23 protein-coding genes and 1 pseudogene are annotated in these 23,798 nt (G+C 71.7%); 11 read left to right on the top strand and 13 right to left on the bottom strand.

Annotated elements, in window-relative coordinates; translation table 11 throughout:
• Positions 1–87: 87 nt before the first annotated feature.
• Positions 88–1,002, top strand: a complete 915-nt coding sequence (locus OHB44_RS12035; RefSeq protein ID WP_330440812.1) for a hypothetical protein — start codon at positions 88–90, stop codon at positions 1,000–1,002.
• 30 nt (positions 1,003–1,032) lie between these two features.
• A pseudogene (locus OHB44_RS12030) lies at positions 1,033–2,211 on the top strand (DUF222 domain-containing protein); the annotation flags it as partial.
• 131 nt (positions 2,212–2,342) lie between these two features.
• Here OHB44_RS12030 and OHB44_RS12025 read toward each other — a convergent pair.
• From OHB44_RS12025 to OHB44_RS12005, 5 genes are read right to left on the bottom strand one after another with little or no spacing between them, the layout of a single operon-like run.
• Positions 2,343–2,600: a UBP-type zinc finger domain-containing protein gene (locus OHB44_RS12025; protein ID WP_238682894.1), complete on the bottom strand. Its 258-nt coding sequence runs from the start codon at positions 2,598–2,600 to the stop codon at positions 2,343–2,345.
• Positions 2,597–4,168: a Na+/H+ antiporter gene (locus tag OHB44_RS12020; RefSeq protein WP_238682893.1), complete on the bottom strand. Its 1,572-nt coding sequence runs from the start codon at positions 4,166–4,168 to the stop codon at positions 2,597–2,599. The genes OHB44_RS12025 and OHB44_RS12020 overlap by 4 nt, the downstream gene beginning before the upstream one ends.
• Positions 4,169–4,199: 31 nt before the next feature.
• The gene (locus OHB44_RS12015) at positions 4,200–5,165 is read right to left on the bottom strand and encodes a TIGR03885 family FMN-dependent LLM class oxidoreductase (RefSeq protein ID WP_330440811.1); all 966 of its coding nucleotides are present in this window, start codon (positions 5,163–5,165) and stop codon (positions 4,200–4,202) included.
• Between the two features lie 52 nt (positions 5,166–5,217).
• Complete coding sequence (locus OHB44_RS12010; RefSeq protein WP_266303075.1) at positions 5,218–6,633, bottom strand: NADP-dependent succinic semialdehyde dehydrogenase; 1,416 nt, start codon at positions 6,631–6,633, stop codon at positions 5,218–5,220.
• Positions 6,634–6,645: 12 nt separating this feature from the next.
• Positions 6,646–6,909 (bottom strand): DUF6343 family protein, encoded by a 264-nt coding sequence (locus tag OHB44_RS12005; protein WP_091401582.1) that lies wholly within the window; start codon positions 6,907–6,909, stop codon positions 6,646–6,648.
• Positions 6,910–7,032: 123 nt separating this feature from the next.
• Here OHB44_RS12005 and OHB44_RS12000 point away from each other — a divergent pair, with 123 nt between their 5' ends.
• Both OHB44_RS12000 and OHB44_RS11995 read left to right on the top strand, forming a co-directional pair.
• Complete coding sequence (locus tag OHB44_RS12000; RefSeq protein ID WP_266303076.1) at positions 7,033–7,626, top strand: antibiotic biosynthesis monooxygenase; 594 nt, start codon at positions 7,033–7,035, stop codon at positions 7,624–7,626.
• A 122-nt stretch (positions 7,627–7,748) separates the two neighbouring features.
• Entirely contained in the window at positions 7,749–8,600 is an 852-nt protein-coding gene (locus tag OHB44_RS11995; RefSeq protein WP_266303077.1) for a GDSL-type esterase/lipase family protein, read from the top strand.
• 16 nt (positions 8,601–8,616) lie between these two features.
• On the opposite strand, the gene OHB44_RS11990 is transcribed toward OHB44_RS11995, so the two are convergent.
• From OHB44_RS11990 to OHB44_RS11980, 3 genes are all read right to left on the bottom strand, one after another.
• On the bottom strand, positions 8,617–9,372 hold the full coding sequence (locus OHB44_RS11990; RefSeq protein WP_238682888.1) for an EcsC family protein: 756 nt from the start codon (positions 9,370–9,372) through the stop codon (positions 8,617–8,619).
• A 49-nt stretch (positions 9,373–9,421) separates the two neighbouring features.
• A complete protein-coding gene (locus OHB44_RS11985; protein WP_167457721.1) occupies positions 9,422–9,568 on the bottom strand; it encodes a hypothetical protein in 147 nt (48 codons plus the stop codon).
• A gap of 106 nt (positions 9,569–9,674) precedes the next feature.
• Positions 9,675–10,538 (bottom strand): peptidase M23, encoded by an 864-nt coding sequence (locus tag OHB44_RS11980; RefSeq protein ID WP_266303078.1) that lies wholly within the window; start codon positions 10,536–10,538, stop codon positions 9,675–9,677.
• 421 nt (positions 10,539–10,959) lie between these two features.
• On the opposite strand from OHB44_RS11980, the gene OHB44_RS11975 reads away from it, so the two are divergent.
• The 3 genes from OHB44_RS11975 (at position 10,960) to OHB44_RS11965 (ending at position 13,113) form a co-directional block, all read left to right on the top strand.
• Positions 10,960–11,880 carry a proteasome assembly chaperone family protein gene (locus tag OHB44_RS11975; protein WP_091401570.1) on the top strand — a complete coding sequence of 307 codons (921 nt, stop codon included), beginning with the start codon at positions 10,960–10,962 and terminating at the stop codon, positions 11,878–11,880.
• A 37-nt stretch (positions 11,881–11,917) separates the two neighbouring features.
• The gene (locus tag OHB44_RS11970) at positions 11,918–12,715 is read left to right on the top strand and encodes an exodeoxyribonuclease III (protein ID WP_330440810.1); all 798 of its coding nucleotides are present in this window, start codon (positions 11,918–11,920) and stop codon (positions 12,713–12,715) included.
• 80 nt (positions 12,716–12,795) lie between these two features.
• Positions 12,796–13,113 carry an antibiotic biosynthesis monooxygenase family protein gene (locus OHB44_RS11965; RefSeq protein WP_210781367.1) on the top strand — a complete coding sequence of 106 codons (318 nt, stop codon included), beginning with the start codon at positions 12,796–12,798 and terminating at the stop codon, positions 13,111–13,113.
• Positions 13,114–13,534: 421 nt separating this feature from the next.
• On the opposite strand, the gene OHB44_RS11960 is transcribed toward OHB44_RS11965, so the two are convergent.
• Together OHB44_RS11960 and OHB44_RS11955 are read right to left on the bottom strand one after the other, a co-directional pair.
• Positions 13,535–14,200 (bottom strand): class F sortase, encoded by a 666-nt coding sequence (locus OHB44_RS11960; RefSeq protein ID WP_238682885.1) that lies wholly within the window; start codon positions 14,198–14,200, stop codon positions 13,535–13,537.
• Between the two features lie 235 nt (positions 14,201–14,435).
• Positions 14,436–15,014 (bottom strand): hypothetical protein, encoded by a 579-nt coding sequence (locus OHB44_RS11955; RefSeq protein ID WP_330441220.1) that lies wholly within the window; start codon positions 15,012–15,014, stop codon positions 14,436–14,438.
• Positions 15,015–15,153: 139 nt separating this feature from the next.
• Here OHB44_RS11955 and trmB point away from each other — a divergent pair, with 139 nt between their 5' ends.
• Positions 15,154–15,861 carry a tRNA (guanosine(46)-N7)-methyltransferase TrmB gene (gene trmB / locus OHB44_RS11950; protein WP_442932669.1) on the top strand — a complete coding sequence of 236 codons (708 nt, stop codon included), beginning with the start codon at positions 15,154–15,156 and terminating at the stop codon, positions 15,859–15,861.
• A 112-nt stretch (positions 15,862–15,973) separates the two neighbouring features.
• Positions 15,974–18,487, top strand: coding sequence for a DEAD/DEAH box helicase (locus OHB44_RS11945; RefSeq protein ID WP_330440809.1), 2,514 nt, complete (start codon positions 15,974–15,976; stop codon positions 18,485–18,487).
• Here the strand turns inward: OHB44_RS11945 and OHB44_RS11940 are convergent.
• Entirely contained in the window at positions 18,465–19,553 is a 1,089-nt protein-coding gene (locus OHB44_RS11940; RefSeq protein WP_330440808.1) for an acyltransferase family protein, read from the bottom strand. The two genes, OHB44_RS11945 and OHB44_RS11940, sit on opposite strands and share 23 nt — an antisense overlap.
• A 358-nt stretch (positions 19,554–19,911) precedes the next feature.
• Between OHB44_RS11940 and OHB44_RS11935 the strand changes: the two genes are divergently transcribed.
• Both OHB44_RS11935 and OHB44_RS11930 read left to right on the top strand, forming a co-directional pair.
• Positions 19,912–20,556 (top strand): hypothetical protein, encoded by a 645-nt coding sequence (locus OHB44_RS11935; protein ID WP_330440807.1) that lies wholly within the window; start codon positions 19,912–19,914, stop codon positions 20,554–20,556.
• Positions 20,557–20,805: 249 nt separating this feature from the next.
• Positions 20,806–21,708, top strand: a complete 903-nt coding sequence (locus OHB44_RS11930; RefSeq protein ID WP_330440806.1) for an endonuclease domain-containing protein — start codon at positions 20,806–20,808, stop codon at positions 21,706–21,708.
• Positions 21,709–21,890: 182 nt separating this feature from the next.
• On the opposite strand, the gene OHB44_RS11925 is transcribed toward OHB44_RS11930, so the two are convergent.
• Together OHB44_RS11925 and OHB44_RS11920 are read right to left on the bottom strand one after the other, a co-directional pair.
• A complete protein-coding gene (locus OHB44_RS11925; protein ID WP_238686235.1) occupies positions 21,891–22,838 on the bottom strand; it encodes an ABC transporter substrate-binding protein in 948 nt (315 codons plus the stop codon).
• Positions 22,838–23,794: an ABC transporter ATP-binding protein gene (locus OHB44_RS11920; protein WP_330440805.1), complete on the bottom strand. Its 957-nt coding sequence runs from the start codon at positions 23,792–23,794 to the stop codon at positions 22,838–22,840. The genes OHB44_RS11925 and OHB44_RS11920 overlap by 1 nt, the downstream gene beginning before the upstream one ends.
• Positions 23,795–23,798 lie beyond the last annotated feature (4 nt).

Below are 23,798 nucleotides of genomic sequence, written 5' to 3'. Positions count from 1 at the left end.
GGTGCTTTCGAGCTGATGCCGTGGACGATGCACCGCTCGCTACCAAACTCGGTGGATCCGACGCTCCGGGTGAGCCATGGTCATGCCATGGATGGCGGCGAACTGGCCGGCGCGGAGCGTCGGGTGTGGGCGGAGATGCCGACGGGGACGCGGACCGCTCTTGCCGGGCTGTCCGGCGCGGACCTGCGCAGTCTGCTGTTGAGCGTGGCCCGCGACCGGGCGGCGACCATCCGCCCCTCCGAGGTGGTACGCCGCTGGCGCGAGGACCGCTTCGTCCGCCCGGCCCGCGCCGATCCGCGCGTGCTCGCACGGGTGGAGGCCCGGATGTGGCAACTGTTGCCCGCCGACGTCGCCGGGGTGGAGTTGTCGCCGGTCGTACCGGTCGGCGCCTGCTCGGCGATCGCACCGGTCAGCCAGAACAGGATCGTCACCACGATGCGCGCCAGCGAGGTGCTGAGCGATCCCACAAACGCCCTCGCCATCGAGGCGGCCGTACGTCGCCGCCGACAGGGCGAGGTGCACCTGGCCGCCGCCCATCGGGTGCTGCGGGCGCAGGACTTCGGCGGCGACGCGTCGGTGCACTTCCGGCTCTTCGCCCTGGTGTCCAGCGCCCGGGACACCGGCTCGGGCGGCACGCAGGCCCGGCTGCTGGTCCGGCACCTCACCTACTGGCGGACCGTCCTCGCCGAGCTGGCACCGGCCGCCGCGCCGCAGCTGCACGTCACCACCTTCGACGATGATGCCGTCCGGGATCGGCTGGCCGACACCATCCGACCGGCCCTCGACGCAGGTGTGGTGCCGCTCGTGGACGAACCGGAGCGGTCTCGCGGTCGCGGCTACTACACGGGCTGTGCCCTGCGGATCACCGTCCTGGACGGCAGCCTGGAGATCGGCGACGGCGGCCTCACCGACTGGACCGCCCGGCTGAGCGGTGACGCGAAGGAACGCTGTCTCGTCTCCTGCCTCGCCACCGAACGTCTCGTCGACGGCATCAGCCGCTGAAACCGGCGCGCCGGCGCCTCCGAAGATCCGGAGCACGACCTCGTCGCGGCACTCGACGCCACGCACCGACTCGAGCAACGCCTGGCCGCGGTCAAGCTGGCCCTCGTGCGGGAGCTGGACGGTCGAGGCATCGCGACCGCGCAGGGCGCGTCCTCGACGGCCGTGTGGCTACGGGACCGGTTGCGCCTCGGGGTTGGTGCCGCCCGCCGTCTGGTCGAGTTGGCCGCGACGCTCGATGCCGCCCCGGCCGGTGTGCGGGACGCGCTGGCCGGCGGAGCGGTCGACGTGGAGCAGGTCCGGGTCATCGCCGACACGGTCAGCACAGTGCACACGGCCGCCGGCGCCGAGGCGGCCGAGAAGGCAGTGGGCGTCCTGGTCGAGTGGGCCGGGCAGTTCGAGCCGACCCTGCTGCGCAAGCTGGGCACCCGGATCCTCGACCACGTCGCCCCAGAGGTCGCCGATGCCGCCGCCAAGGCGGCGATGGAGGCCGAGGCCCGCCGAGCCTGCCGAGACCGTCATGTCACGCTGTCGGAGCTGCGGGACGGCCGGCTACGGCTGTCCGGCATCCTCGACGGCGAGGCGGCCGGCCTGCTGCGCGCCGCGATCGACCCGCTGACCGCACCGTCCGGCCCAGACGATCCGCGTTCTCCCGGGCAACGCCGGCACGACGCGTTCGCCGACCTTTGTCGGCTTGCCCTACGCACCGGCGAGTTGCCCGAGCACGGAGGCGATCCTGCCCAACTCGTCGTCACCACCAGCTACGACGGGTTGGCGCGGCAGCTCGGCACCGCCGCTCTCGACACCGGCCTGCATCTCACTCCCGAGGCCGTGCGCCGGCTCGCGTGCGACGCCGCCGTCCTCCCCGCCGTCCTTGGCGGCGCGAGCCAGCCACTCGACGTCGGGCGACAACGCCGGCTCATCACCGGCCCGCTACGCCGCGCCCTGGTGCTGCGTGACCGAGGCTGCGCCCTCCCCGGCTGCGACCGCCCACCGCGCTGGTGCGACGCCCACCACATCCGGCACTGGGCCGACGGCGGCGACACCAGCCTGACCAACGCCGTGCTGCTCTGCGGCCACCATCACCGACACGTCCACCGTGGCGAATGGACCGTCCGGCTCGGCGGTGACGGCCACCCCGAGTTCATTCCGCCGGCCTGGCTAGACCCCGAACAGCTCCCCCGCCGCAACCAGTACCACCGACGGACGTGACCAGAGCGAGCGACCGACGGCGGCGCGATCGGTTGGCCACCCCCTGGCTGAGCCGCCGCTTACGTCGCGCCACGGCCCCACGTGCTGCTACCGCTCACCGAACGGTGCGGCGACCCGACGTCGGCCAACGATCAGCCGATCTCCTCGTCGACGAAGCACCAGCGCCAGGCCTCGCCCGGCTGCGCCGAGCGGATCACCGGGTGGCCGGTGGACGCGAAGTGCTTGCTCGCGTGCTGGTTCGGCGACGAGTCACAGCAGCCGACCTGCCCGCAGCTCAGACAGGTGCGCAGGTGCACCCAGTAGGTGTCGCCGGTGGCGACGCAGTCCGCGCACTCGTCGGGGGTACGCGGCTCGGCGGCACCGGCCTCGGTCAGGTGCTGACAGCTCACTTCTCAACCTCTCGCAGCAACGACTCTTCCAGGTCCAGGTCACGGTAGGCCCGCACCAAGACTTCCTCAGGGATCCGACCGGAGTCCCGGGCCGCCCGGAACACGTCCCGCTCGGCGTCGATCATCTCCTGCCGCAGCCGACCGTACGCCTGCGACGGGGTCTCCCGCTCGTCGCCGCCGAGTCGTTCCCACGCCATGTTGGTGCGGTCTTCCACCGCTCGGCGCAGCCGGTCCACCACCGCATCCGGTGCGCTGTCTGCCAACTCGTCGAGGCGGTCCTGCGCGGCCTTGCTGGCCTGCTGCTGCACGGCGGCCGCGGAGAGCGCGTCCTGCACCGGGTCGTCCTGCGGCAGCTTCAACCGGCGGGCGACCAGCGGCAGGGTGGCGCCCTGGCCGACCAGGGTGAAAACGATCACGGCGAAGGCCAGCCAGATCAACAACGCCCTGGGGTACGGCTCGTCGCCGGCCAGGGTCAGCGGCAGGGCCAGCGCGGCGGCCAGGGTCACCACGCCTCGCATGCCCGCCCAGCCGATGATGATCGGGAACTTCGGTGACGGCCGCTCGTCACGGCGGCGGACCCGGGGGACCAACCGGGCCAGGTAGGTGGCCGGGAAGAGCCAGACGAAGCGGGTCAGGAAGACGGTGGCGAGCACCGCGAAGGTGATCAGGATGAGCGAGCCGATCGGCTCGTCGAGATCGCGCAGCACCTCCCGCAGTTGGAGCCCGACCAACAGGAAGACCAGGCCCTCCAGCAGGAAACGGACCAGCCGCCAGAACGCGCCGATCTGCAACCGGGACGCCGCCGACAGCAGCTGGGGCAGCTTGTGCCCGAGCACCAGGCCGGTGACGACCACGGCGACCACACCGGAGGCGTGCAGGTGTTCGGCGGTGAACACCACAGCGAACGGAATGATCAGCGACAGCGCGTTGTCCAGCAGCGGGTCGGTGATCCGCCGGTGCAGGAAGCCGAACACCAGCGCCCCGAGCGCCCCGATCAGGATGCCGCCGCCGGTGGACCGCAATACCTCGATGGCGATCTTGTCGGCGCCGACGGCCGAGCCGACGGTGGCCATCGTCGCGACCCGCAGCAGCACGAGCGCGGTAGCGTCGTTGACCAGGCTCTCGCCCTCCAGGATGGTGACGACCCGGCGGGGCAGCCCGACCCGGCGGGCGACGGCCGTGGCGGCCACGGCATCCGGCGGGGCGACCACCGCGCCGAGGGCGAGGCAGATCGCGAACGGCAGCTGCGGCAAGAGCAGGTGCAGCACCAACCCGACCACGAACGCGGTGAACAACACCAGGCCGACCGCGAGCAGCAGGATCGGCCGGATGTTGTTCTTGAACGCCGGCACCGAGGTCTCCAGCGCGGCCACGTAGAGCAGCGGCGGCAGGATGCCGACCAGCACCAACTCTGGGTCGAGTTCCACCTGCGGGAAGCCTGGCACGAACGAGAGCGCCAGGCCGAGGACGACCAGCACGATCGGCGCGAGCAGACCGAGCCGGCGGGCCAACGCGGCGCCCAGGGTGGCGATCGCCAGGAAGACGACGACCGGAAACAGGCTTTCCATGGGGTACGAGCCTAGGGGTACGCCTGTTCGATCAGCCGCCCGGGCGCAGCTTCGGCAGCACCTCCGCGCCGAACGCGTCGATGAAGCCGCGCTGCTCCTGCCCGACGTGGTGCAGGGCGATCTGGTCGAAGCCGAGCTGCGCGTACTCCTCCAGCCAGCCGACGTGCCGACCCAGGTCCGCCGACACGTTCACCACCTCGGCGACCCGCCGCGCTGGCACGTCGGCGGAGACCACGTCGAAGTGTTCGACGGTCTCCAGGTCCCAACAGACCGGCGGGGCGAAGACGTTGCTGCGCCACTGGTCGTACGCGAGCGCCTCGGCCTCGGCCTGCTCCCTCGCCCAGGAGACGTGCACCTGGAGGTGCAGCGGCCCACGTCCGCCCGCGTCCCGGTACGCGTCGATCATCTCGCGCAGGTGCGCCACCGGGGCGTTCACGGTGATCAGCCCGTCCGCCCATTCGGCGCACCAGCGGGCGGTGGCCACACTGACGGCGGCCCCGACCAGCGCGGGCGGCTGCTCGGGGCGGGTCCACAGCCGGGCCCGATCCACCCGGACCAGGCCGTCGTGGCTGACCTCCTCGCCGGCCAGCAGTGCCCGGATCACGTCCACGCACTCGCGCAGCCGGGCGGCGCGCACGTCCTTGCGAGGCCACGGGTCGCCGGTGATGTGCTCGTTGCTGGCCTCGCCGGTGCCCAGGGCCGCCCAGAACCGGCCCGGGTACATCGCGCCCAGGGTGCCGATCGCCTGCGCGATGATCGCCGGGTGGTACCGCTGACCGGGCGCGTTGACAACGCCGAACGGCATGCCGGTGGCCTGCAACGCCGAGCCCAGCCAGGACCAGGCGAAGCCGGACTCGCCCTGCCGGGCGCTCCACGGGGAGAAGTGGTCGGAGCACATGGCGGCGTCGAAGCCGGCCCGCTCGGCGTGGATCACCGCCTCCAGGAGGGCGCGTGGACCGATCTGCTCATGCGAGGCGTGAAAACCGAACGACGTCATGGGCACACCTCCTACCCACGACGGCACCGGCTGACGCGTGCCGCGCCCCGAACTACTCCGCGTGCGCGCCAGCGCCGGCCGAGGCGGCGCCCTCGCCCACCCAGACCGTCTTGGTGTTGCAGAACTCCCGCATGCCCAGCGCCGACAACTCCCGCCCGTACCCGGAGTTCTTCACACCCCCGAACGGCAACTCCGGGTACGAGGTGGTCATCCCGTTGATGAAGACGTTGCCGGCGTCCAGGTCGGTGGCGAAGCGCTCCTGCTCGGCCGGGTCCCGCGTCCAGGCGTTCGAGCCGAGCCCGAAGCTGGTGCCGTTGGCGACCTCGATCGCCTCCTCGTACGACGAGACCCGGAACAGGCCGGCGACCGGGCCGAAGACCTCCTCGGACCACATCCGCATCCGCGGGGTGAGGTCGGTGACCACTGTCGGCGGGTAGAACCAGCCGTCGCCGCTCGGCGGCTCGCCGCCGCAGAGCACTGTCGCGCCGTTGTCGACAGCGTCGCGGACCTGGGCGTGCACCTCGTCGCGGCCACGCTCGCTGGCCAGCGGCCCGACGTCGGTGTTCGGGTCCATCGGGTCGCCGACGCGCAGCGCGGCCATGTTGGCGGCGAACTTCTCGGCGAAGGCGTCGAACACGTCGGTGTGCACGATGAACCGCTTCGCCGCGATGCAGGACTGGCCGTTGTTCTGGCAGCGTGCGGTGGTGGCCACCTCGGCGGCCCGGTCCACGTCGGCCGAGGGCATCACCACGAAGGGGTCACTGCCGCCGAGTTCGAGGACGGTCTTCTTCAGCTCCCGCCCGGCGATCTGCGCGATGGACCGGCCGGCGGGTTCGCTGCCGGTGAGCGTCGCGGCGCGTACCCGGGGGTCGCTGAGGATGTGGTCGACGGCCTCCGAGTCGACCAGCACCGTGGTGAAGGCCCCCTCGGGGAAGCCTGCTCGTCGGAACACGTCCTCCAGCAGCAGCGCGGTCTGCGGCACGTTCGAGGCGTGCTTGAGCAGGCCGGTGTTGCCGGCCATCAGCGCCGGGGCGGCGAAGCGCATCACCTGCCAGAGCGGGAAGTTCCACGGCATGACCGCGAGCACCACGCCGATCGGCTGGTAGCGGATGAACGCCCGGATGGCCTTCACGGCGTCGGCGTCGGCGGGCTCGTCGGCGAGGAACGCGGGGGCCTTGTCGGCGTAGAAGCGGGCGGCGGAGGCGCACTTGGTCACCTCGGCCTGCGCCGCGACGTACGTCTTGCCCATCTCCGTGGTCATGATCCGGGCGATCTCGTCGCGCTCGGCGTCCAGCAGGTCGGCCGCGGCGTTCATCCACTGGGCGCGCTGGCCGACGGTCGTCGCCCGCAGCTGGTGGAACGCGAGGTCGGTGCGTTCGATGGCGTCGTCGAGTTGCTCGGTGGACATCGCCTCATAGGTCTTGAGCACCTGTCCGGTGGCGGGGTTGGTGGTGGCGATGTGCGGCATTCCGTCCTCCTGTCACTCGAACAACGAGTGTCGTACGCCCGGCTCCTCGCGGCGGCGAGCGGCGCGGCGGCGCTGGATCACGACCAGGTCGACCACGGCGACCACGGCGAAGATCGCGCAGAGTACGCCGAGCCAGGCGATGCCGGCCCAGAACGCCAGCACCGCGAAGAGCACCATGATCACCAGCCCGAAGCTGGCGAGGGTGAGCCGAAGGTTCAACGCGCTGTTCGCGTGGCCGACCGTGCCACGGGCGCGCCGGGGCTGCGATCTCGTCATACCCACCGATCTACCCCCGATCGGCCGGATTAACCGGTACCGCGCGCCTGTGCACCCGCCCCCCGCCGGTGTGCTCCGGCACATCCGTTCGCGCCGCGGCCTCGTCGACCGCAGGATGGGCGCATGTCAATGACCCTCGCCGTACCGGTGACCGTCTCCATCGCCCGCCGCGTCGATCCCGGCCGGGCCAGCGAGATGGTGGCCTGGATGCGGGCCGGCACCGCGCTGGCCGAGGCGTTCCCCGGATTTCTCGGCGCCGGCTGGGTGCAGAGCGGCCCCGGTTCGCCGGAGTGGCACATGCTCTACCGCTTCGCCGACGCCGAGACGCTGCGCCGGTGGGAAGAGTCGCCGCAGCGGCACTGGTGGCTCAGTTCGGCGCAGGGCATCGTCGAGCACACCCGGGTCGAGCGGCGCACCGGGATCGAGGGCTGGTTCGATCCGCCGCTGGAGCACTCGGTGGACCCGGTGGAGCCGGCCCCGCCCGCCTCGCCGCCCCGCTGGAAGCAGGCGGTGACCATCTGGCTGGCGTTCTTCCCCCTGAGCCTGACCGCCACCCTGCTGACGAGCCGCTTCCTCGACGCGGTGCCGCTGGCGGCCCGGGTGCTGCTGATGACGCTCTGCCTGACCCCGCTGATGACCTATCTAGTGCTGCCCCGGATCACCCGGGTGTTGCACTGGTGGCTGCACGGTCAGCGGGCACCGTGGCGGGACGCATAGCACCCCGACGGCTTCCGCGTCGGCACTCTGCCGCATACCCGACAGCAACTTCCCGACCCACCACATCCTGCGCATAGAGTTACCGCGCTGTCGCTCTGTGCTGCGGGAACGGGAGAGACGTCATGCCTCGACGCTGGGTCGCCGCACTGGCCTGTCTCGCGGCGCTCGTCGCACTGGCCTGCGAGGGCGGCAACTCCGCGGAACCCCGCCCCACCACGAGCGCCAGGCCGTCGAGCGGGCCCGGCGGCATCGCCGCCCTCGGCGACTCGATCAGCACCGGCTTCGCCTCCTGCCTGGTGCTCACCTCCTGCGAACGCAACTCCTGGTCGACCGGGGACGGGCTGCGGGTGCAGAGCCACTACCGGCGGCTGCTCGAACAGAACCCGGCGATCCGCGACCGGACGTACAACCATGCCCGTCCCGGTGCCCGCGCGGACGCCCTCGCCGGTCAGGCCGAGGCGGCGGTACGCGACCGCGTCGACTACGTCACGGTGCTGATCGGCGCCAACGACGCCTGTCGGGGCGGGGTGGACGCGATGACGCCGGTGGCGCGGTTCCGGGCCGACGTCGACCGGGGGCTGCGGGTCCTGCGGACCGGCCGGCCGAAGGCACGGGTGCTGGTGGTGAGCATCCCCGACCTGTACCGGCTCTGGGAGGTCGGGCACGACGACGCCCGGGCGACCCGCGCGTGGCGGCGGGGCATCTGCCCGGCCCTGCTGGCCGAGGCGACCTCGACCGCACCCGCCGACCGGGCGCGCCGGGCCGCCGTCCGGGACCGGATCGACGCGTACAACGCCGAGTTGAAGGCGGCCTGCCGGGCGTACGGATCACGGTGCCGGCACGACGGCGGCGCGTTGCACAAGGTCCGGTTCACCCTGGACCTGCTCAACCCGCTGGACTGGTTCCACCCCAACGCCACCGGCCAGGGCCGCATCGCCGAGGTGACGTGGCGCTCCTCCGGCCTGGCCAACTGACGGCTTCGACCGACCCTCAGGGTCGACGCGGCTCGGGGACGGCGTTGCCGCGGGAGCCATAGAGGGCCCGGGATCGCTGGGCGAGGTCCTTTGTAGCCGACGAGTTGGCCCAGGTGCCGAGCACGATGGCCGCACCGGGGACGATCTTGGCGACCATCCGCTTCGCGGCCCGGACGCCGGCCATCTGGGCCAGCCGGATGCCGAGTTGCAGCATGACCCGACCGAGCGGACGCTGGCCGCCCAGGCCGAAGAGCGCGTCGGCGCGTTCCCGCCCGGCGGCCACGCCGAGCGCCAGCCGGGCGCTCTCGGCGACCTTGTGCACCCGCTGAAGCACCAGCAGGTCGGTGGCCCGGTCATTGTGCAGGGGGTCGACGTCGTACGCGGCGGCGATGTGCAGCACCATCCGCGCCTGGGTCCAGGCCAGCACGCCCACGTCGATCACGGCGCCGGGCAGCCCGGCCGCGCCGGAGACCGCGCCGGACAGTCGAGCCAGATTGACGAACTTGCGGGCCGCCTGGTCGGCCAGGACGTCGGTGGAAACCCCGGGCTGCTCGGCCCGGGCACGGGCGGCCCACTGCACGGCTTCCGGCCCGAGGCGGCGCACCGCCTCCAGGGCAAGGTGCTCCGGCGCGTACTGCGGGTCGTCACGCATCCGGTCCCAGAGCCGGGCCGGCGGACCCTCGGGGGCGTCCACCGGCCCGGCCGGCAGGTCGGCGGACGGCTGCGGAGTAGGGGCGGCGGGCTGACCGCCGACGGGCGGAGTGTCGGTCACCAGGTCTCCCCAGGGGTGGAAACGGTGGACAGGGCGGCCGATGGAGCGGTCAGCGCCGGCGGTTGGACAGCCGAGCCGCCAACCCCTTCAGCTTCTGCTGGTTGCCCGGCTTGGCCATCTCTCGACGACCTCGCTCGACCAACTGCTGGCCCTTCGGCGATCTCAGGAACGTGGTGATCCGCTGCATCAGTGACATGGCGTCCTCCTGTCGATGGTCCCGTACTCATGTGTACCCCGAACCCGCAACAGATGTACCCGGGATGCGACAGCCTCAACCCTGACCGTCCATAGTGGGCGGTAGGTTACCGCCCCGCCGGCACGATGGCGTCAACGACCCGGGTGGCCCGCCACTCGTGCTGCTGGTAGTGCTCGGGGTACGCGGAGACCTGCACCGCCTGGGCGGCGTCGGTGAGCCGCATCCGCTGCCAGCCGGGCACCTGCTCCAGCGCGCTGAGGAACTGCCGGGTGGCGAACTCGGGGTCCATCAGCCGCCCCACCGGGCCCCAGCCGCTGCTGGAACGCTGTTGGAACAACCCGACCGAGTCGTGGTCCCAGCCGACGCCCTGGTGCGGATAGTCCTGCGACTCGGGCAGCACACCGCTGGCCACGTTGTAGAGGTTGCTCTCCTGCATGGCGGTGGCCACCGCGATCACCAGACCCCGACGCGGCACACCCATTTTGCGGCCGGTACGGACGATCGCCTCGGCGTTCTCCATCTGGTCGTCGTCCAGCCCGGCGACGGGCGCCGGGTCGGTTGGGCGAGCCGGGGCGACCTTGCGGGCCGGCGGGCTGGTGTCCGGATCGGCGGGGCTCGCCGCGGCGGACTGGGCGGCGGAGGCGGAGGTGCTCGGGGCAGCCGTGCGGTCGAGGGAACGGGAGGCGCGCTGCTGCTCGGCGCGCTGCGCCAACTCGGAGCTGGAGAGCGATCCACTCCGGGTCGCGGCGTCGGCGTCCTCGTTGCGAACCTGGACGACGGCGGTCAGACCGAGGCAGCACACCACACCGGTGGCCAGCGCCAGCTGTGCCCGGCGTCGACCGGTCAGGTCCCGGGCGTACGCCCGGAGCCGGCTCGCGGTGGTTGTCCGTTCGGTTGAGGTGCCATCCTCCGTATCGGCAGTGGGCCTGCTCGGGGCGTACGGGTCGTCGAGGGTGCCGTCGTCACGCATCAACCGAGGCTAGGCAGATGGAAACCCCGATCACGCACGGTGATCACGTGGTGCTCGACACAGATTCGCCCCGTACTGGTGGACGACCCGGGCGGCTCGACCCGCCCGGGGAACGAACCTCGCGTACCGGATGAAGCTGGCGGGGCACGCGGGCCGGCACGGCCCGGGACAGGGCCGGACATCCGACCTCCGAGCCTGACATGATCGACAAACTCGGCCTTTGGGCCGAACGGCCCCTCGGCCGATCGGCCACAGGGGCTCGGCCTGGCGGCGCAAACAGACGATTAGTCCGGTCACGCCCGCCCTCCGGCCAACGGATCGCCCGGCGCAGGAATGCACCAGGATGGCGGGTACGTTGCCCGAACGGGTGCCCTCCGTCGCGACGGCGCCCCGCAGGCACATTTCAGGGAGGTCCGCACCGGTGCTCGACCCACACGAGCTCTACCAGCTCACCGACGATCTGCCCGACCTCGGGCAGCCGGTTCTCATCCAGGCCCTCACCGGGTTCGTGGACGCCGGAAACGCCAGCCGACTGGCGCGTGAGCAGCTACTCACCTCGCTGGAGGGTCGGCCGATCGCCACGTTCGACGTCGACCAGCTCTTCGACTACCGATCGCGACGACCGGTGATGACCTTCGTCGAGGACCACTGGGAGAGCGTCGACGCGCCCAAGCTGGAGCTGCACCTCCTGCAGGACGACGACGAGACCCCGTTCCTACTGCTCACCGGCCCCGAACCGGACCTGCAGTGGGAGCGTTTCGTGGCCGCCGTCGCCGGGCTCGCCGCCCGGCTGGACGTCCGGCTCACAGTGGGGCTCAACTCGATCCCGATGGCGGTCCCCCACACCCGGCCGACCGGGGTGACAGCGCACGCCACCCGCCCCGAGCTGATCGCCGGCTACGAGCCCTGGTTGCAACGCGTCCAGGTGCCCGGCAGCGTCGGTCACCTCCTGGAGTTCCGCCTCGGCGAGCAGGGCCGCGACGCGCTGGGCTTCGCCGCCCACGTGCCGCACTACGTGGCCCAGACCGAATACCCGGCGGCGGCCGAGGTGCTGCTCACCTCGGTGTCGCGCAGCACCGGCCTCCTGCTGCCCGGCGACGGGCTGCGCTCGGCCGCCGAGGTGGTCCGGGTGGAGATCGACCGTCAGGTCGCGCAGACCGAGGACGCCGCGGCCCTGGTCCAGGCCCTGGAGGAGCAGTACGACGCGTTCGCCCGAGGTCGGGGCGAGAAGAGCCTGCTCGCCCCGGATGCCGGCCCGCTGCCCACGGCCGACGAACTCGGCGCCGAACTGGAACGGTTCCTGGCCGAACAAACCCGTCCCGGCGACACCCCGGGCAGCTGACCGGGCGTCGCGGCGGCGGATACGGCAGGCTGGGGGCATGCGCCTGGCGACCTGGAACGTCAACTCGGTGAAGGCCCGCCTACCCCGGCTGCTGGACTGGCTGGCCGACACCGGGCCGGACGTCGTCTGCCTCCAGGAGACGAAATGCCCCGACGGCGCCTTCCCGGTAACCGAGGTGGGCGCGCTGGGCTACACCGTGGCCAGCCACAGCGACGGCCGGTGGAACGGGGTGGCCATCCTGTCCCGGGTCGGGCTGGGCGACGTCCGGGTCGGGTTCGCCGACGAGCCCGGCTTCCCCGAGCCCGAGGCCCGAGCCATCTCCGCCACCTGCGACGGGGTACGGGTCTGGTCGGTGTACGTGCCCAACGGCCGGACGCCGGACGACCCGCACTACGCGTACAAGTTGGCCTGGTTCGCGGCGCTGCGCGACGCACTGGACACCGAACTGGCGGGCGGCTTGCCGCTGGCGGTCTGCGGCGACTTCAACGTCGCCCCGACCGACGCCGACGTCTGGGACCCGGCGGTCTTCACCCACTCCACACATGTCACCCCGGCCGAGCGGGCAGCCCTCGCGGCGCTGCGCGACCTGGGCCTCAGTGACGTCGTCCCGACCCCGATGAAGGGTCCGCACCCCTTCACCTACTGGGACTACCGGGCCGGCATGTTCCACCAGAACAAGGGCATGAGAATCGACCTGGTGTACGCGTCCGCACCGTTCGCCCGAGCGGTCCGCTCCGCGTACGTGGACCGCGAGGCCCGCAAGGGCAAGGGTCCCTCCGACCACGCGCCGATCGTGGTCGACGTGGACCTGGTCCCGGCGGTGGAGACGTTCTGAGCCCACCCGGTCGTTCCCACTGCCGGTCCGATGCCACGGGCGGCCGCCCCGGTGCCGCGTCCGCTGGCTAGGGTGGGCAGATGGCAGTCGTGAAGATCAACGCAATCGACGTTCCGCCCGGCGGCGGCGCGGAGTTGGAGAAGCGGTTCGCCGCCCGGGCCGGCACTGTGGAGAACTCCCCCGGCTTCCTCGGCTTCGAACTGCTCCGCCCGGTGGCCGGCGAGACCCGCTACTTCGTCTACACCAAGTGGGAGAGCGAAGAGGCGTTCCAGGCGTGGGCCGCCGGCCCGTCGCGCGCCGCCCACGCCGCCGCCCCCGGCGACAAACCCCGCCCTCCGGTCTCCACCGGCGCCAGCCTGCTGGAGTTCGAGGTGGCCCTGCACGTCCCCCAGCCCTAGCAGGCCTCGCGGCCGGCCTCTCAAAACCGGACGAATTTCCCCGCCTCGACACATCGTCAGGCAGCAGTTTCACCGGAAGTACGCGGATCTTGGCCATGCCGCGACGGGGTCGGGGCGGTTCGGGCGCGTCGAAGCGGGTATCGAGCGGCATCCGGCGCCTTGATCGCGCTCGATCCTGGATCTAGTCCCCTCCTCTCCACCGCGAGGCCACTACATCCTTGTTCGAGCACGACCTTGACCGGACCCGGCGACGCAGTGGGGTGCCCGCCAGGGCGGGCCTGCCCTGGCGGCTTGACAGTCACCGCTTCTGAAAAATGACTGAGACGATTTCCGCGGTCAGCTCGATAGCCCAGTCAAGCTGCGGACAGTCGTTGCGACCGCGGCACTCCAGGCACCCGCTGACGCAGAGACGGGGTCGATCTCAGGGCTTGCGGGAGGACTGGAGGGTGGCGAAGGCGATGACGTTGTCGGCGTAGCCGGTGCGGCCCCCGATGAACTGCCCACCGCAGGTGATCAACCGCAGCCCGGGTGGCCCGTCGTTGCCGTAGATCCGCTCGGCGGGCAACTGGTCCTTCGGGAAGTGCTCCACGGTGTCGACCCGGAACACCACCACCGACTCGTCCGCCCGCGCCACCTCGATCAGGTCGCCGGGGTGCAGCTTGCCCAGGTCGTAGAAGACCGACGGGCCGGTCTTCGTGTCCACGTGCCCGACGATCACCGCCGGGCCAGGCTCACCGGGGGTGGGCCCACGGTCGTACCAGCCGGTCTCGTTGTGCCGTTCCAGCGGCGGTACGGCGATCGAGCCGTCGCGCGCCTGCCCGACGGGTGCCACCGGCGCGGTCACCTTGATCGCTGGCACGGAGAGGCGCACCGGGCGACTGGCCGACAACCCGACCGACTCACTGCGGGCCGGTCGGTCACCGCCGGTCGGGGCCAGGTCGAACGGGCCCACCGAACGGCCCAGCCCCGCCCCGGTGGCGAAGACCCCGGCCAACACCAACACCACTGCCAACGGTACGGACCAGGGGCTGCGGCCGGAGGGACGACTACGCCGGGGGGCGACGGCGGTCGCCGGACGCGCTGCCACCGAGGGGCGGTCGGGATCCGGCGGGCGCTGGGAACGCGACGAGCGTTCGGGACCTGACGGACGGTCGGAGCCCGGCCAACCGTCGTCCACCGGCAGCCGAACGTCATCGGGCGGCAAGGCGGGACGGCCGGCGAACGGCTGGCGGGCAGCGTCCGGCGGCGAGGCGGGACGACCGGGCGACGGCGGGCGTGAACCGGCCGGCGGCGGCGTGGGGCGGAAGATCGTCATGGCGGGCTCAGCGACGCGCGGCGGCTCGGGGGCGGCGCATCGCCATCACAGCGAGGATCAGCCCGCTGATGATCAGTGCCGCGCCGCCGGGCAGCAGCAGCTTGCCGGTGATCCCGCCGCTGCTCCCACCGAACCCGGTCGCCGGACCCCGACTCGGCTGGTTGGGGATCTTCTTGACCACCTGGAGCATCGTCGAGGCGGTCTCGCCGTCGCGGCACTCCAGCTTGACCCGGTAGTTGCCGGGGCGGGTGCGCTCGCGGACCATCGGCGCGGCGGTGAGCACCCCGCGCTGCGGCTGCACGCCGACCGCCCCGAAGGCGTCGGAGACCACCGTGGCGCCCACCGAGTTGTCCCGACAACTGGCCCGGATGCCGACCAGGTAGCCGGGCTGCACCGTGCTGGGGCTCACCTCGACGAAGATGTCCACCGCCGGCGTCGGTTGGGGCGCTCCGCCGGGCGGCCCTCCGGGCTGCGGTGCCGGCGCGACGGCGACAGCCCGCTCGGGCGCCGCGAGGGCGGGTGTGGTGGCCAGCAGGGGGCCGGCCAGCACGGTCACCAGCGACAGGGTCACGACGCCGCGGGTCATTGCCACGATGCCCCCTCTCGACGCCGTGCGGCCGGGTCGGGCGGTGGAGCACCCGACCTGCCGTACCAGTTGGATCCTCTCATTTCCGGTCGCACATCACATCCGATCCGCCGGCGGCGTCGCGTACGCTCGGGTCGCTGTGACCGCCACCGACCATGACCCCGCCGTCCCGCCCGCGAGCCGGACGATCCGCACGTTCCACCCCCGCCGGGGTCGGATGAGCGACCGGCAGACCGACGCGCTGAGCCGGCTCTGGCCCACGTACGGCCTGGACGTGCCGGACGGACCTGTCGTGCCCGTCGACCTGGCCGACCTGTTCGGTCGCCGGGCGCCAGTGGTGCTGGAGATCGGCTCGGGCATGGGCGACAGCACCGCTGCGATGGCTGCCGCCGACCCGGATCGAGATTATCTGGCGGTCGAGGTGCACACGCCGGGAATCGCGAACCTGCTCCACCTGGTGGAGCGCGAGGGCCTGCGCAACGTACGGGTGGCGGAGGGCGACGCGTTGTCCCTGGTCAAAGGCTTGCCCGAGGGCGTGTTGGACGCCGTGCACGTCTTCTTCCCGGACCCGTGGCCGAAGTCCCGCCACCACAAGCGGCGGATCATCCAGCCGACGCACGTGGCGCTGCTGCGGTCCCGGCTGCGCCCCGGCGGCGTGCTGCACTGCGCTACCGACTGGGCCGAGTACGCCGAGGCGATGCGGGAGACGCTGGAGGCCGACCCGGAGCTGGTGGACACGTACGGCGGCTTCGCGCCGAGACCGGCGCACCGGCCGGTGACGAAGTTCGAGCGTCGGGCGATCACGGCCGGTCGGCCGGTCGCGGACCTGTTGTACCGCCGACGGTGACCGACGAAACGCCCGAACCGGAACGCGGCGGGGCGTTCGGGATGCCCGGACGGGGGTCCGGTGCGGGCCGGGTTGGCGTACCGGGGCATGATCCAGGCACCATGGACAGGCTATGACGCTCACCGCCGCGCTGCCGACAAGCGCCGACCCCGACACCCTCTTCGACGCGTTCGCCGGCTGGGCGAAGGAGCGCGGCCTCGACCTCTACCCCCACCAGGAAGAGGCGGTCATCGAGATCGTCTCCGGCGCCAACCTGATCATGAACACGCCCACCGGCTCGGGGAAGAGCCTGGTGGCGATCGCCGCGCACTTCGCGGCCCTCGCCGACAGCCGGACGACCTTCTACACCGCGCCGATCAAGGCGTTGGTGTCGGAGAAGTTCTTCGCGCTCTGCGAGGTCTTCGGCGCCGAGAACGTCGGCATGCTCACCGGCGACGCCAGCGTCAACGCCGACGCCCCGATCATCTGCTGCACCGCGGAGATCCTGGCGAACCTGGCGCTGCGCGAGGGCACGAAGGCCGACGTCGGCCAGGTGATCATGGATGAGTTCCACTTCTACGCCGAGCCCGACCGGGGCTGGGCGTGGCAGGTGCCGATCATCGAGCTGCCGCAGGCCCAGTTCATCCTGATGTCCGCCACCCTGGGGGACACCACCCGCTTCGTCGACGACCTGACCCGGCGCACCGGGCGGCCCACCGCCGTCGTGCGCACTGCGGAGCGGCCGGTCCCGCTCATCTTCTCGTACGCGATGACGCCGCTGCACGAGACGCTTGAGGAGCTGCTGGAGACCAAGCAGGCCCCGGTGTACGTGGTGCACTTCACCCAGGCCGCCGCGCTGGAACGCGCCCAGGCGCTGACCAGCGTCAACGTCTGCACCCGCGCCGAGAAAGACATGATCGCCGAGGCGATCGGTGGTTTCCGGTTCACCGCCGGCTTCGGCAAGACGCTGTCCCGACTGGTCCGGCACGGCATCGGCGTGCACCACGCCGGCATGCTGCCCAAGTACCGCCGCCTGGTGGAGACCCTCGCCCAGGCCGGCCTGCTCAAGGTCATCTGCGGCACCGACACCCTCGGCGTCGGCATCAACGTGCCGATCCGCACCGTGCTGTTCACCGGCCTGTCGAAGTACGACGGGGTCCGTACCCGGCTGCTGAAGAACCGCGAGTTCCACCAGATCGCCGGGCGGGCCGGCCGGGCCGGCTACGACACCATCGGCCGGGTCGTCGTGCAGGCCCCCGAGCACGTCATCGACAACGAGAAGGCCCTCGCCAAGGCCGGTGACGACCCGAAGAAGCGACGCAAGGTGGTCCGCAAGAAGCCGCCGGAGGGCTCGATCGGCTGGGGCCAACCCACCTTCGACCGACTCGTCGACGCCGAGCCGGAGCCACTGACGTCCAGCTTCCAGGTCAGCCACTCGATGCTGCTCAACGTCATCGGTCGGCCCGGGGACGCGTTCACCGCGATGCGGCACCTGCTCACCGACAACCACGAGGAGCCCACCGCGCAGCGCCGGCACATCCGCCGCGCGATCGCCATCTACCGGGCTCTGCGTGCCGGCGGGGTCGTCGAGGAGCTGCCCGAGCCGGACGAGACCGGCCGGCGGATCCGGCTCACCGTCGACCTCCAGCTCGACTTCGCCCTCAACCAGCCGCTCTCCCCCCTCGCGCTGGCCACCATCGAACTGCTCGACGCCGAGTCCCCGTCGTACGCGCTCGACGTGCTGAGCGTGATCGAGTCGATCCTCGACGACCCCCGGCAGATCCTCTCCGCGCAGCAGTTCAAGGCGCGCGGCGAGGCGGTCGCCGCCATGAAGGCCGAGGGCATCGAGTACGAGGCGCGTCTCGAACTGCTCGACGAGGTGACCCACCCGAAGCCCCTGGCCGAGCTGCTGGAGGCCGCGTACGAGATGTACCGGCAGGGGCACCCCTGGGTCGCCGACCACCAGCTCTCCCCCAAGGCCGTCGTCCGCGACATGTACGAGCGGGCCATGACCTTCACCGAGTACGTGCAGTTCTACGGGCTGACCCGCTCGGAAGGTCTCGTCCTGCGTTACCTGGCCGACGCGTACAAGACGCTGCGTCAGACAGTGCCCGAGGACGCCAAGACCGAGGAGCTGATCGACCTCATCGAGTGGTTGGGCGAGCTGGTCCGCCAGGTCGACTCCAGCCTCATCGACGAGTGGGAACGACTGCGCAACCCGTCCGACGTGGCCGAGGTCGCCCAGGCGCACGCCGCACTGACCGACCGGCCACCGGCGGTGACCCGCAACGCGCGGGCGTTCCGGGTGTTGGTGCGCAACGCGCTGTTCCGACGCGTCGAGTTGGCAGCGCTTCGCCGCTGGGACCTGCTCGCCGAGTTGGACGCCGAGGACGGCTGGGACTACGACGCGTGGGCCGATGCCCTGGCGCCGTACTTCGAGGAGTACGACTCGATCGGCGTCGGGCCGGACGCGCGAGGGCCGGCGCTGCTCATGATCGAGCAGGGGCGGGAACGGTGGACCGTCCGCCAGAGCTTCGACGACCCCAACGGCGACCACGACTGGGGCATCAGCGCCGAGATCGACCTGGCGGCCTCGGACGAGGTCGGCGCGGCGGTCGTGCGGATCACCGACGTCGGCCAGCTCTGACCTGTCGATCGGCGCGGTGCCGACCGGCGGCGCTCGGCCGAGGACCCAACAGTGCCGGCGTACGCCGGGCGGCCACGTCCTCGATCCAGCCGAACAGCAGCACCGCCCCGGCGGTCAGTAGGCACACCCCGGTCAGTCGCAGCGCGATCGAGGCCACCGAGTTGTACGGGAGCACCGGCGCGAGCAGGAGGAACATCCCGAGGCTGGCCGGGATGTGCCAGAGGTAGATGGTGACCGCTCGGGCGTTGACCAGCCGGAGCACGGCGCCCAGCGGCACCCGGCCGACAAGCCGGGGCTGCACTCTCAGCAGCACTGCCACGAGCGCCATCGACCACAGTGTGGTGCCGCCCGCGATGTGGTTGAGGTCGACGGCCCGGCCGGTCACCATGGCGGCCACCACCCAGGCGCCGCCCACCCCGGCGAGGCCGGCCACGAGGCACCCATACCAGCGCCACGGGACACGGTGCAGCAGCCGATCATGGTGGGCGAAGCCCATCAGCCAGCAGGACAGGTAGGCGGCGACGAAGTAGCCGGCGTGCGCACCGGTCAGATGCATCCCGACCGGCAGCGCGGTGGCAACACCGATGCTGGGCCACGGCCAGCGGCGGAACAGCCACAGCAGCACCGGCGAGAGCAGCACCAACCACAGATAGGTGACGACGTACCAGAGCCCGATGTGGAACGCCCAGGCCCAGGACTGCCCACCCACCGGCGGCACCCGCAGGGGTAGCACCCACCAGAGCAGTTCAGCCCAGCCGGCCACGCCACTCGGCAGTGGACGCCACCCGACGGAGAGCACCGCCAGTGCGATCGCGCCGAACGCCCAGTACGGCAGCAGCAGCCGGCGCAGCCGTCGGCGCACGGCCGATGCGCCGTGCCGGTCCAGTGACGCCGCCATCAACGAACCGGCGATGCCGAACATCAGACCCATCGCCGGCACCAGCAGGCTCAGCCAGATCCAACCGGTGACGTGGAAGATCACGACGCGGACGAGGGCGATCGTCCGCAGCAGGTCCAGGTAGCGGTCCCGGTCGGCTGCGGGGTCGGCGGCCTGGACGGTCCGCACCGCCGTACCCCTGCCAGGGATGACAACCCTGGACGCCTCATCGATGACCACAACGCACAATAACGCCACAAGTACGACAAATAACGCAGCATCGCGAACGCGAGCAAGACAGCGTTCCGCCCTCCGGGCGGCTGTTCCTCTGATCAGCCAGCCTCCCCGACCGGCAGGCCGACGGATGCCAGACGGTGAACCAGATCCGTCAGCGACGAGCGACCGGCGGCGCCCCACGACGCTCACCCAGCCGGGCGGTTCGTCCGGTTGCCAGGAGGCGGCACACCCTCTCAACTTCGCTGGGCAATGTCAGACCCGTCGATTAGAATGTATGTACTAATAAAGATCCTGACCTGGGAGGACGCCCGTGACCGCGCCCGCCTCGACGCCCCTCACCCCCTACGCGACACTGCTCGGTTTCACCCGCTACGTCGACCGCACCGGCCCCACCAAGGCGACCTTCGTCGGCGGGCTGCGCAAGCAGCGCGCCAGCCGGTCCGGCTTCAACCCGCACGGCCAGTTCGTCAAGGCGCTCAAGGCCGACATCGCCTTCCACACCGGCGGCACCCACCTGGCCGGGGTGGCTGACATCGTCAAGCCACGATGGCGCCCGCTCTATCAGACGCTCGTCCCCGGCGCCACTACCTGGCTGCACTCCCTCGGCGAGCCGGCCGCCGTCGATCTCGCCCAGACCCGCGACGCCCTGGCGATGCTGGGCGATCTGCCCGTCAAGATCAACCCCCACTTCGGAGTACGCCACGCCGACGGCCGCGCCGAAGCGGTCCGCCTGCACTTCGACGAGGCCCCACCGAGCGAGGAATCGGTGCTCGCCACCCTGCACCTGATGGCCCGACACATGGACGCGGTGCTTCCGCACGCCGAGCCGGTCCTGGTCGACGTCCGCCGCGGCCTGGCCCACCGCATGCCCACCGACGCCAAGCCCGACCAGATCGAACGATGGCTCTCCGGCGAAGCCGCCGCCTTCCGCGCCATCTGGTCCACCGCCGCCTAACCCACCCCCACCCTCCACGCCCCCACCCACGCACCCCACGCACCCCGAGGACCCCGCGCACCCCGCGCCCACCCGCCCGGCAAGATCGCGCTCGATCCAGGATGTAGTGGCCTCCGCTTCTCGGGAGGCCACTACATCCATGTTCGAGCGCGATCATGGGGATAACGACGCGCATCGGCGCCGGTGTGGGGAGCTGTGGTTATCCACAGGGGCAGCGTGACGCGACGAGGTTCGGTCAGCCTGAGGCACATGCCGAAAGTTCCTCGTCGGCCGCCGCAGTTGCGGGGTCGGGTCTTCCGTGGCTCGACCGCCGTCTCTCGGGGCCTACTGACCCGCAATGAGCTACGCAGCTCGGCGTGGCGACCGCTCTTCCGCGACGTCTACGCCGATGCCCAGCTCGCAGTCACCCACGCCATCAGATGCACCGCCGTCGGACGGTGGCTTGTCCCACCCGGTGCGTCCATCGCGGGACGCGCTGCCGCCGGCCTCTACGGCTGCGCTGAGCCCAGCGCGAGCGAGCCCGTCGACGTCCTCGTTCCCGCCGCCACTCGGATCGGCCCGACCGCCGGCATCCGGGTCCACCACGGGGAGATCGACCCCGGCGACACCGTGGACCGGGCCGGGATCACTGTGACCAGCCCGGCGCGTACCTGCTGGGACCTGGCCCGGTGGCTCGATGTGATCGAGGCGGTGGTCGTCATCGACGCCATGCTGGCTCGCCGGCTCACAACCGCTCCAGCCCTGCGCGAGTACGCGCTGAGCCGGGCCGGTCGACGCGGCTGGCGGTCGCTGCTACGCGCGGTCGACCTGGCCGACGCGGGCGCGGAGTCCCCGCAGGAGTCCCGCACCCGGGTCGGGCTGGTGCTCGCCGGCCTGCCGAGGCCGGAGACGCAGTGGGTCGTGGCCGAGCAGGGCCGATTCGTGGCCCGCCTGGACCTGGCCTGGCCGCAGTTCAAGGTCGCGGTGGAGTACGACGGGCTCTGGCACGACGACCCTGAGCAGTTCCATCGGGACCGCCAACGCCTCAACCGGCTCCTTGGCGGCGACTGGATCGTGCTGCATCTGACCGCCAAGCGCCTCCGGGACGACTTCGACGGGTTCCTCGCCGAGGTCCGAGCCGCCCTGGGGGCACGCTCGCGCTCCCCCCGGTGACGATGATCGCGCTCGAACATGGAAGTAGTGGCCTCCCTGGACGAGGAGGCCACTACTTCCTGGATCGAGCACGATCATGAGCCGGCGCGGTGGTGCGTGCCCAGCGCGGGTGCGCGGGGGCGGATGACTTCGCGCGGGTGCGCGGGGGCGGATGACTTCGCGCGGGCGGTGCTGGTGGGGTGTCAGGCGGCGGGGAGGTACTTGGCCAGGTCGTCGAGGATCTTGTTGGCGGCGCCGACGCCGATGCCGGTCATCCAGACCTCGTCGGAGACGGGGTACGCCTTGCCGGCCTTGACCGCGCCGAGGCCCTTCCACAGCGTCCCACCGGCGACCTTGGTCTGCTCGGCGGCGGCCTTGTCGCCGTACGCGGTCACGAAGATGACGTCACCGTCGACCTCGTTGACCCGCTCGGGGCTGACCAGGTCGAAGCGCTTGTCCTCCTTGTTGGCGAGCAGCTGCCGCTCGGGGCGGCCCAGGCCGGTGTCGCCGATGACGATGCCGGAGAACGAGTCGGGGCCGTATACCCGGATGTTGCCGGGCAGGAACCGCACGATGGAGACCTTGCGCGCGGCGGCGTCGCCGAGCGTCGCGCCGAAGTCCTTGGCCCGCTTCTCGTACGTGGCGAGCAGATCCTTGGCCTGCTGCTCGCGGCCGAGCGCCTTGCCGTCGAGGAGGAGGTTGTCCTTCCAGGTGATGCCCACCTTCTCGGTGAACACGGTCGGCGCGATGGCGGCCAGCTCGTCGTAGAACTTCTCCTGGCGGAACTTGCTGCCGAGGATGAGGTCCGGCTTCAGCGCGTTGATCGCCTCCAGGTCGGGCTCGGTGAGCACCCCGACCTCCTTGATGCCGGCGAGCTTGTCCGCGCCGAAGTACGTGGGCCAGCTCTTCGCCTCACCGGCGGTGGCCGCGCCGACGGGCGTGATGCCCAGGGAGAGCGCCGTGTCGATCTTGTCGGTGTCGAGCACGACGACGCGCTTGGGCTCGGCTGGGACCTTGGTGGTGCCCATGGCGTGGGTGATCTCCCGGGTGTCCCCGGTGGTGGAGCCGGCGACCGGGTCGCTCTCACCGCAGGCGGTGAGGCCGGCGCCGAGGGCGACGGCCGCGGCGAGAGCTGCGACGAGACGACGCATCAGAGTCCTTTCGAGGGGTGCGAGCCGGCGAGCGGGTTGGCCGCGTCGCCGGTGGCGGGTCGGGCGTCCGGTACGGACGCCGTCGACGAATCGGGGTCTTTCGCGCCGGCGGGCGCAACGGCCGGGCCACCCGAGGAAGCGACCGGGCCACCCGACGCGACAACGGGAACTGGAGCGTTGCCGCCGGTGTACGCGGGCACCACCAGCGGCGCGCCGGTCACCGGGCAGGGCACGACCACGCAGGCCAGCCCGAAGACGTCGCGGACCAGGTCGGCGGTGAGGATCTCCCGGGGCGGGCCGGCGGCGACCACCGCGCCGGCGCGCATGGCGACCAGGTGGTCGGCGTAGCGGGCGGCCTGGTTCAGGTCGTGCAGGACGGCGACCACGGTGCGGCCCCGCTCGGAGCGCAGCCGGTGCAGAAGGTCCAGCACCTCCACCTGGTGGGCCAGGTCGAGGAAGGTGGTCGGCTCGTCCAGCAGCAGGGCGTCGGTGTCCTGGGCGAGGGTCATGGCGATCCACACCCGTTGCCGCTGACCGCCGGAGAGGCTGTCCACCGGTCGGTCGGCCAGGTCGGTGACGTCGGCGAGGGCCATCGCCTGGTCCACCGCCGCGCCGTCCTCCGACGACCACTGCCGCCACCACCGCTGGTAGGGCTGTCGGCCGCGCCCGACCAGGTCCGCCACGGTGACGCCCTCGGGCACCAGCGGGCTCTGCGGCAGGACGCCGAGGCGGCGGGCTACCTCCCGGGTCGGCAGGTCGCGGATGGCGGTGCCGTCCAGCAGCACCGTGCCGCGGCGGGGGGTGAGCAGCCGGGCCATCGTGCGCAGCAGTGTGGACTTGCCGCACGCGTTGGGCCCGACGATCACTGTGAACGCGTCGGTGGGCAGGTCGAGGTCGAGCCCGTCGAGCACGGTCCGCTCGTCGTAGCCGGCGACCAGGTCGCGGGTGGAGAGCATCACA

Origin of the sequence: Micromonospora sp. NBC_00821 (assembly GCF_036347035.1) — a bacterium.
Taxonomy (GTDB): Bacteria; Actinomycetota; Actinomycetes; order Mycobacteriales; family Micromonosporaceae; genus Micromonospora; species Micromonospora hortensis.
The sequence above is the reverse complement of the archived record's forward strand: the minus strand, read 5'-3'. Positions and strand labels throughout refer to the sequence as shown.

Excerpts from the sequence above, each read along its gene's own strand:
- OHB44_RS11970 (WP_330440810.1), top strand. The coding sequence starts at position 11,918 with ATGCGCCTGGCGACCTGGAACGTCAACTCGGTGAAGGCCCGCCTACCC.
- OHB44_RS11945 (WP_330440809.1), top strand. The coding sequence starts at position 15,974 with ATGACGCTCACCGCCGCGCTGCCGACAAGCGCCGACCCCGACACCCTC.
- OHB44_RS11980 (WP_266303078.1), bottom strand. The coding sequence starts at position 10,538 with ATGCGTGACGACGGCACCCTCGACGACCCGTACGCCCCGAGCAGGCCC.
- OHB44_RS11965 (WP_210781367.1), top strand. The coding sequence starts at position 12,796 with ATGGCAGTCGTGAAGATCAACGCAATCGACGTTCCGCCCGGCGGCGGC.
- OHB44_RS11930 (WP_330440806.1), top strand. The coding sequence starts at position 20,806 with ATGCCGAAAGTTCCTCGTCGGCCGCCGCAGTTGCGGGGTCGGGTCTTC.
- OHB44_RS11995 (WP_266303077.1), top strand. The coding sequence starts at position 7,749 with ATGCCTCGACGCTGGGTCGCCGCACTGGCCTGTCTCGCGGCGCTCGTC.
- OHB44_RS12020 (WP_238682893.1), bottom strand. The coding sequence starts at position 4,168 with ATGGAAAGCCTGTTTCCGGTCGTCGTCTTCCTGGCGATCGCCACCCTG.
- OHB44_RS12000 (WP_266303076.1), top strand. The coding sequence starts at position 7,033 with ATGTCAATGACCCTCGCCGTACCGGTGACCGTCTCCATCGCCCGCCGC.
- OHB44_RS12010 (WP_266303075.1), bottom strand. The coding sequence starts at position 6,633 with ATGCCGCACATCGCCACCACCAACCCCGCCACCGGACAGGTGCTCAAG.
- OHB44_RS11925 (WP_238686235.1), bottom strand. The coding sequence starts at position 22,838 with ATGCGTCGTCTCGTCGCAGCTCTCGCCGCGGCCGTCGCCCTCGGCGCC.
- OHB44_RS11955 (WP_330441220.1), bottom strand. The coding sequence starts at position 15,014 with ATGACCCGCGGCGTCGTGACCCTGTCGCTGGTGACCGTGCTGGCCGGC.
- OHB44_RS12035 (WP_330440812.1), top strand. The coding sequence starts at position 88 with ATGGATGGCGGCGAACTGGCCGGCGCGGAGCGTCGGGTGTGGGCGGAG.
- OHB44_RS12015 (WP_330440811.1), bottom strand. The coding sequence starts at position 5,165 with ATGACGTCGTTCGGTTTTCACGCCTCGCATGAGCAGATCGGTCCACGC.
- OHB44_RS11985 (WP_167457721.1), bottom strand. The coding sequence starts at position 9,568 with ATGTCACTGATGCAGCGGATCACCACGTTCCTGAGATCGCCGAAGGGC.
- OHB44_RS12005 (WP_091401582.1), bottom strand. The coding sequence starts at position 6,909 with ATGACGAGATCGCAGCCCCGGCGCGCCCGTGGCACGGTCGGCCACGCG.
- OHB44_RS11920 (WP_330440805.1), bottom strand. The coding sequence starts at position 23,794 with ATGCTCTCCACCCGCGACCTGGTCGCCGGCTACGACGAGCGGACCGTG.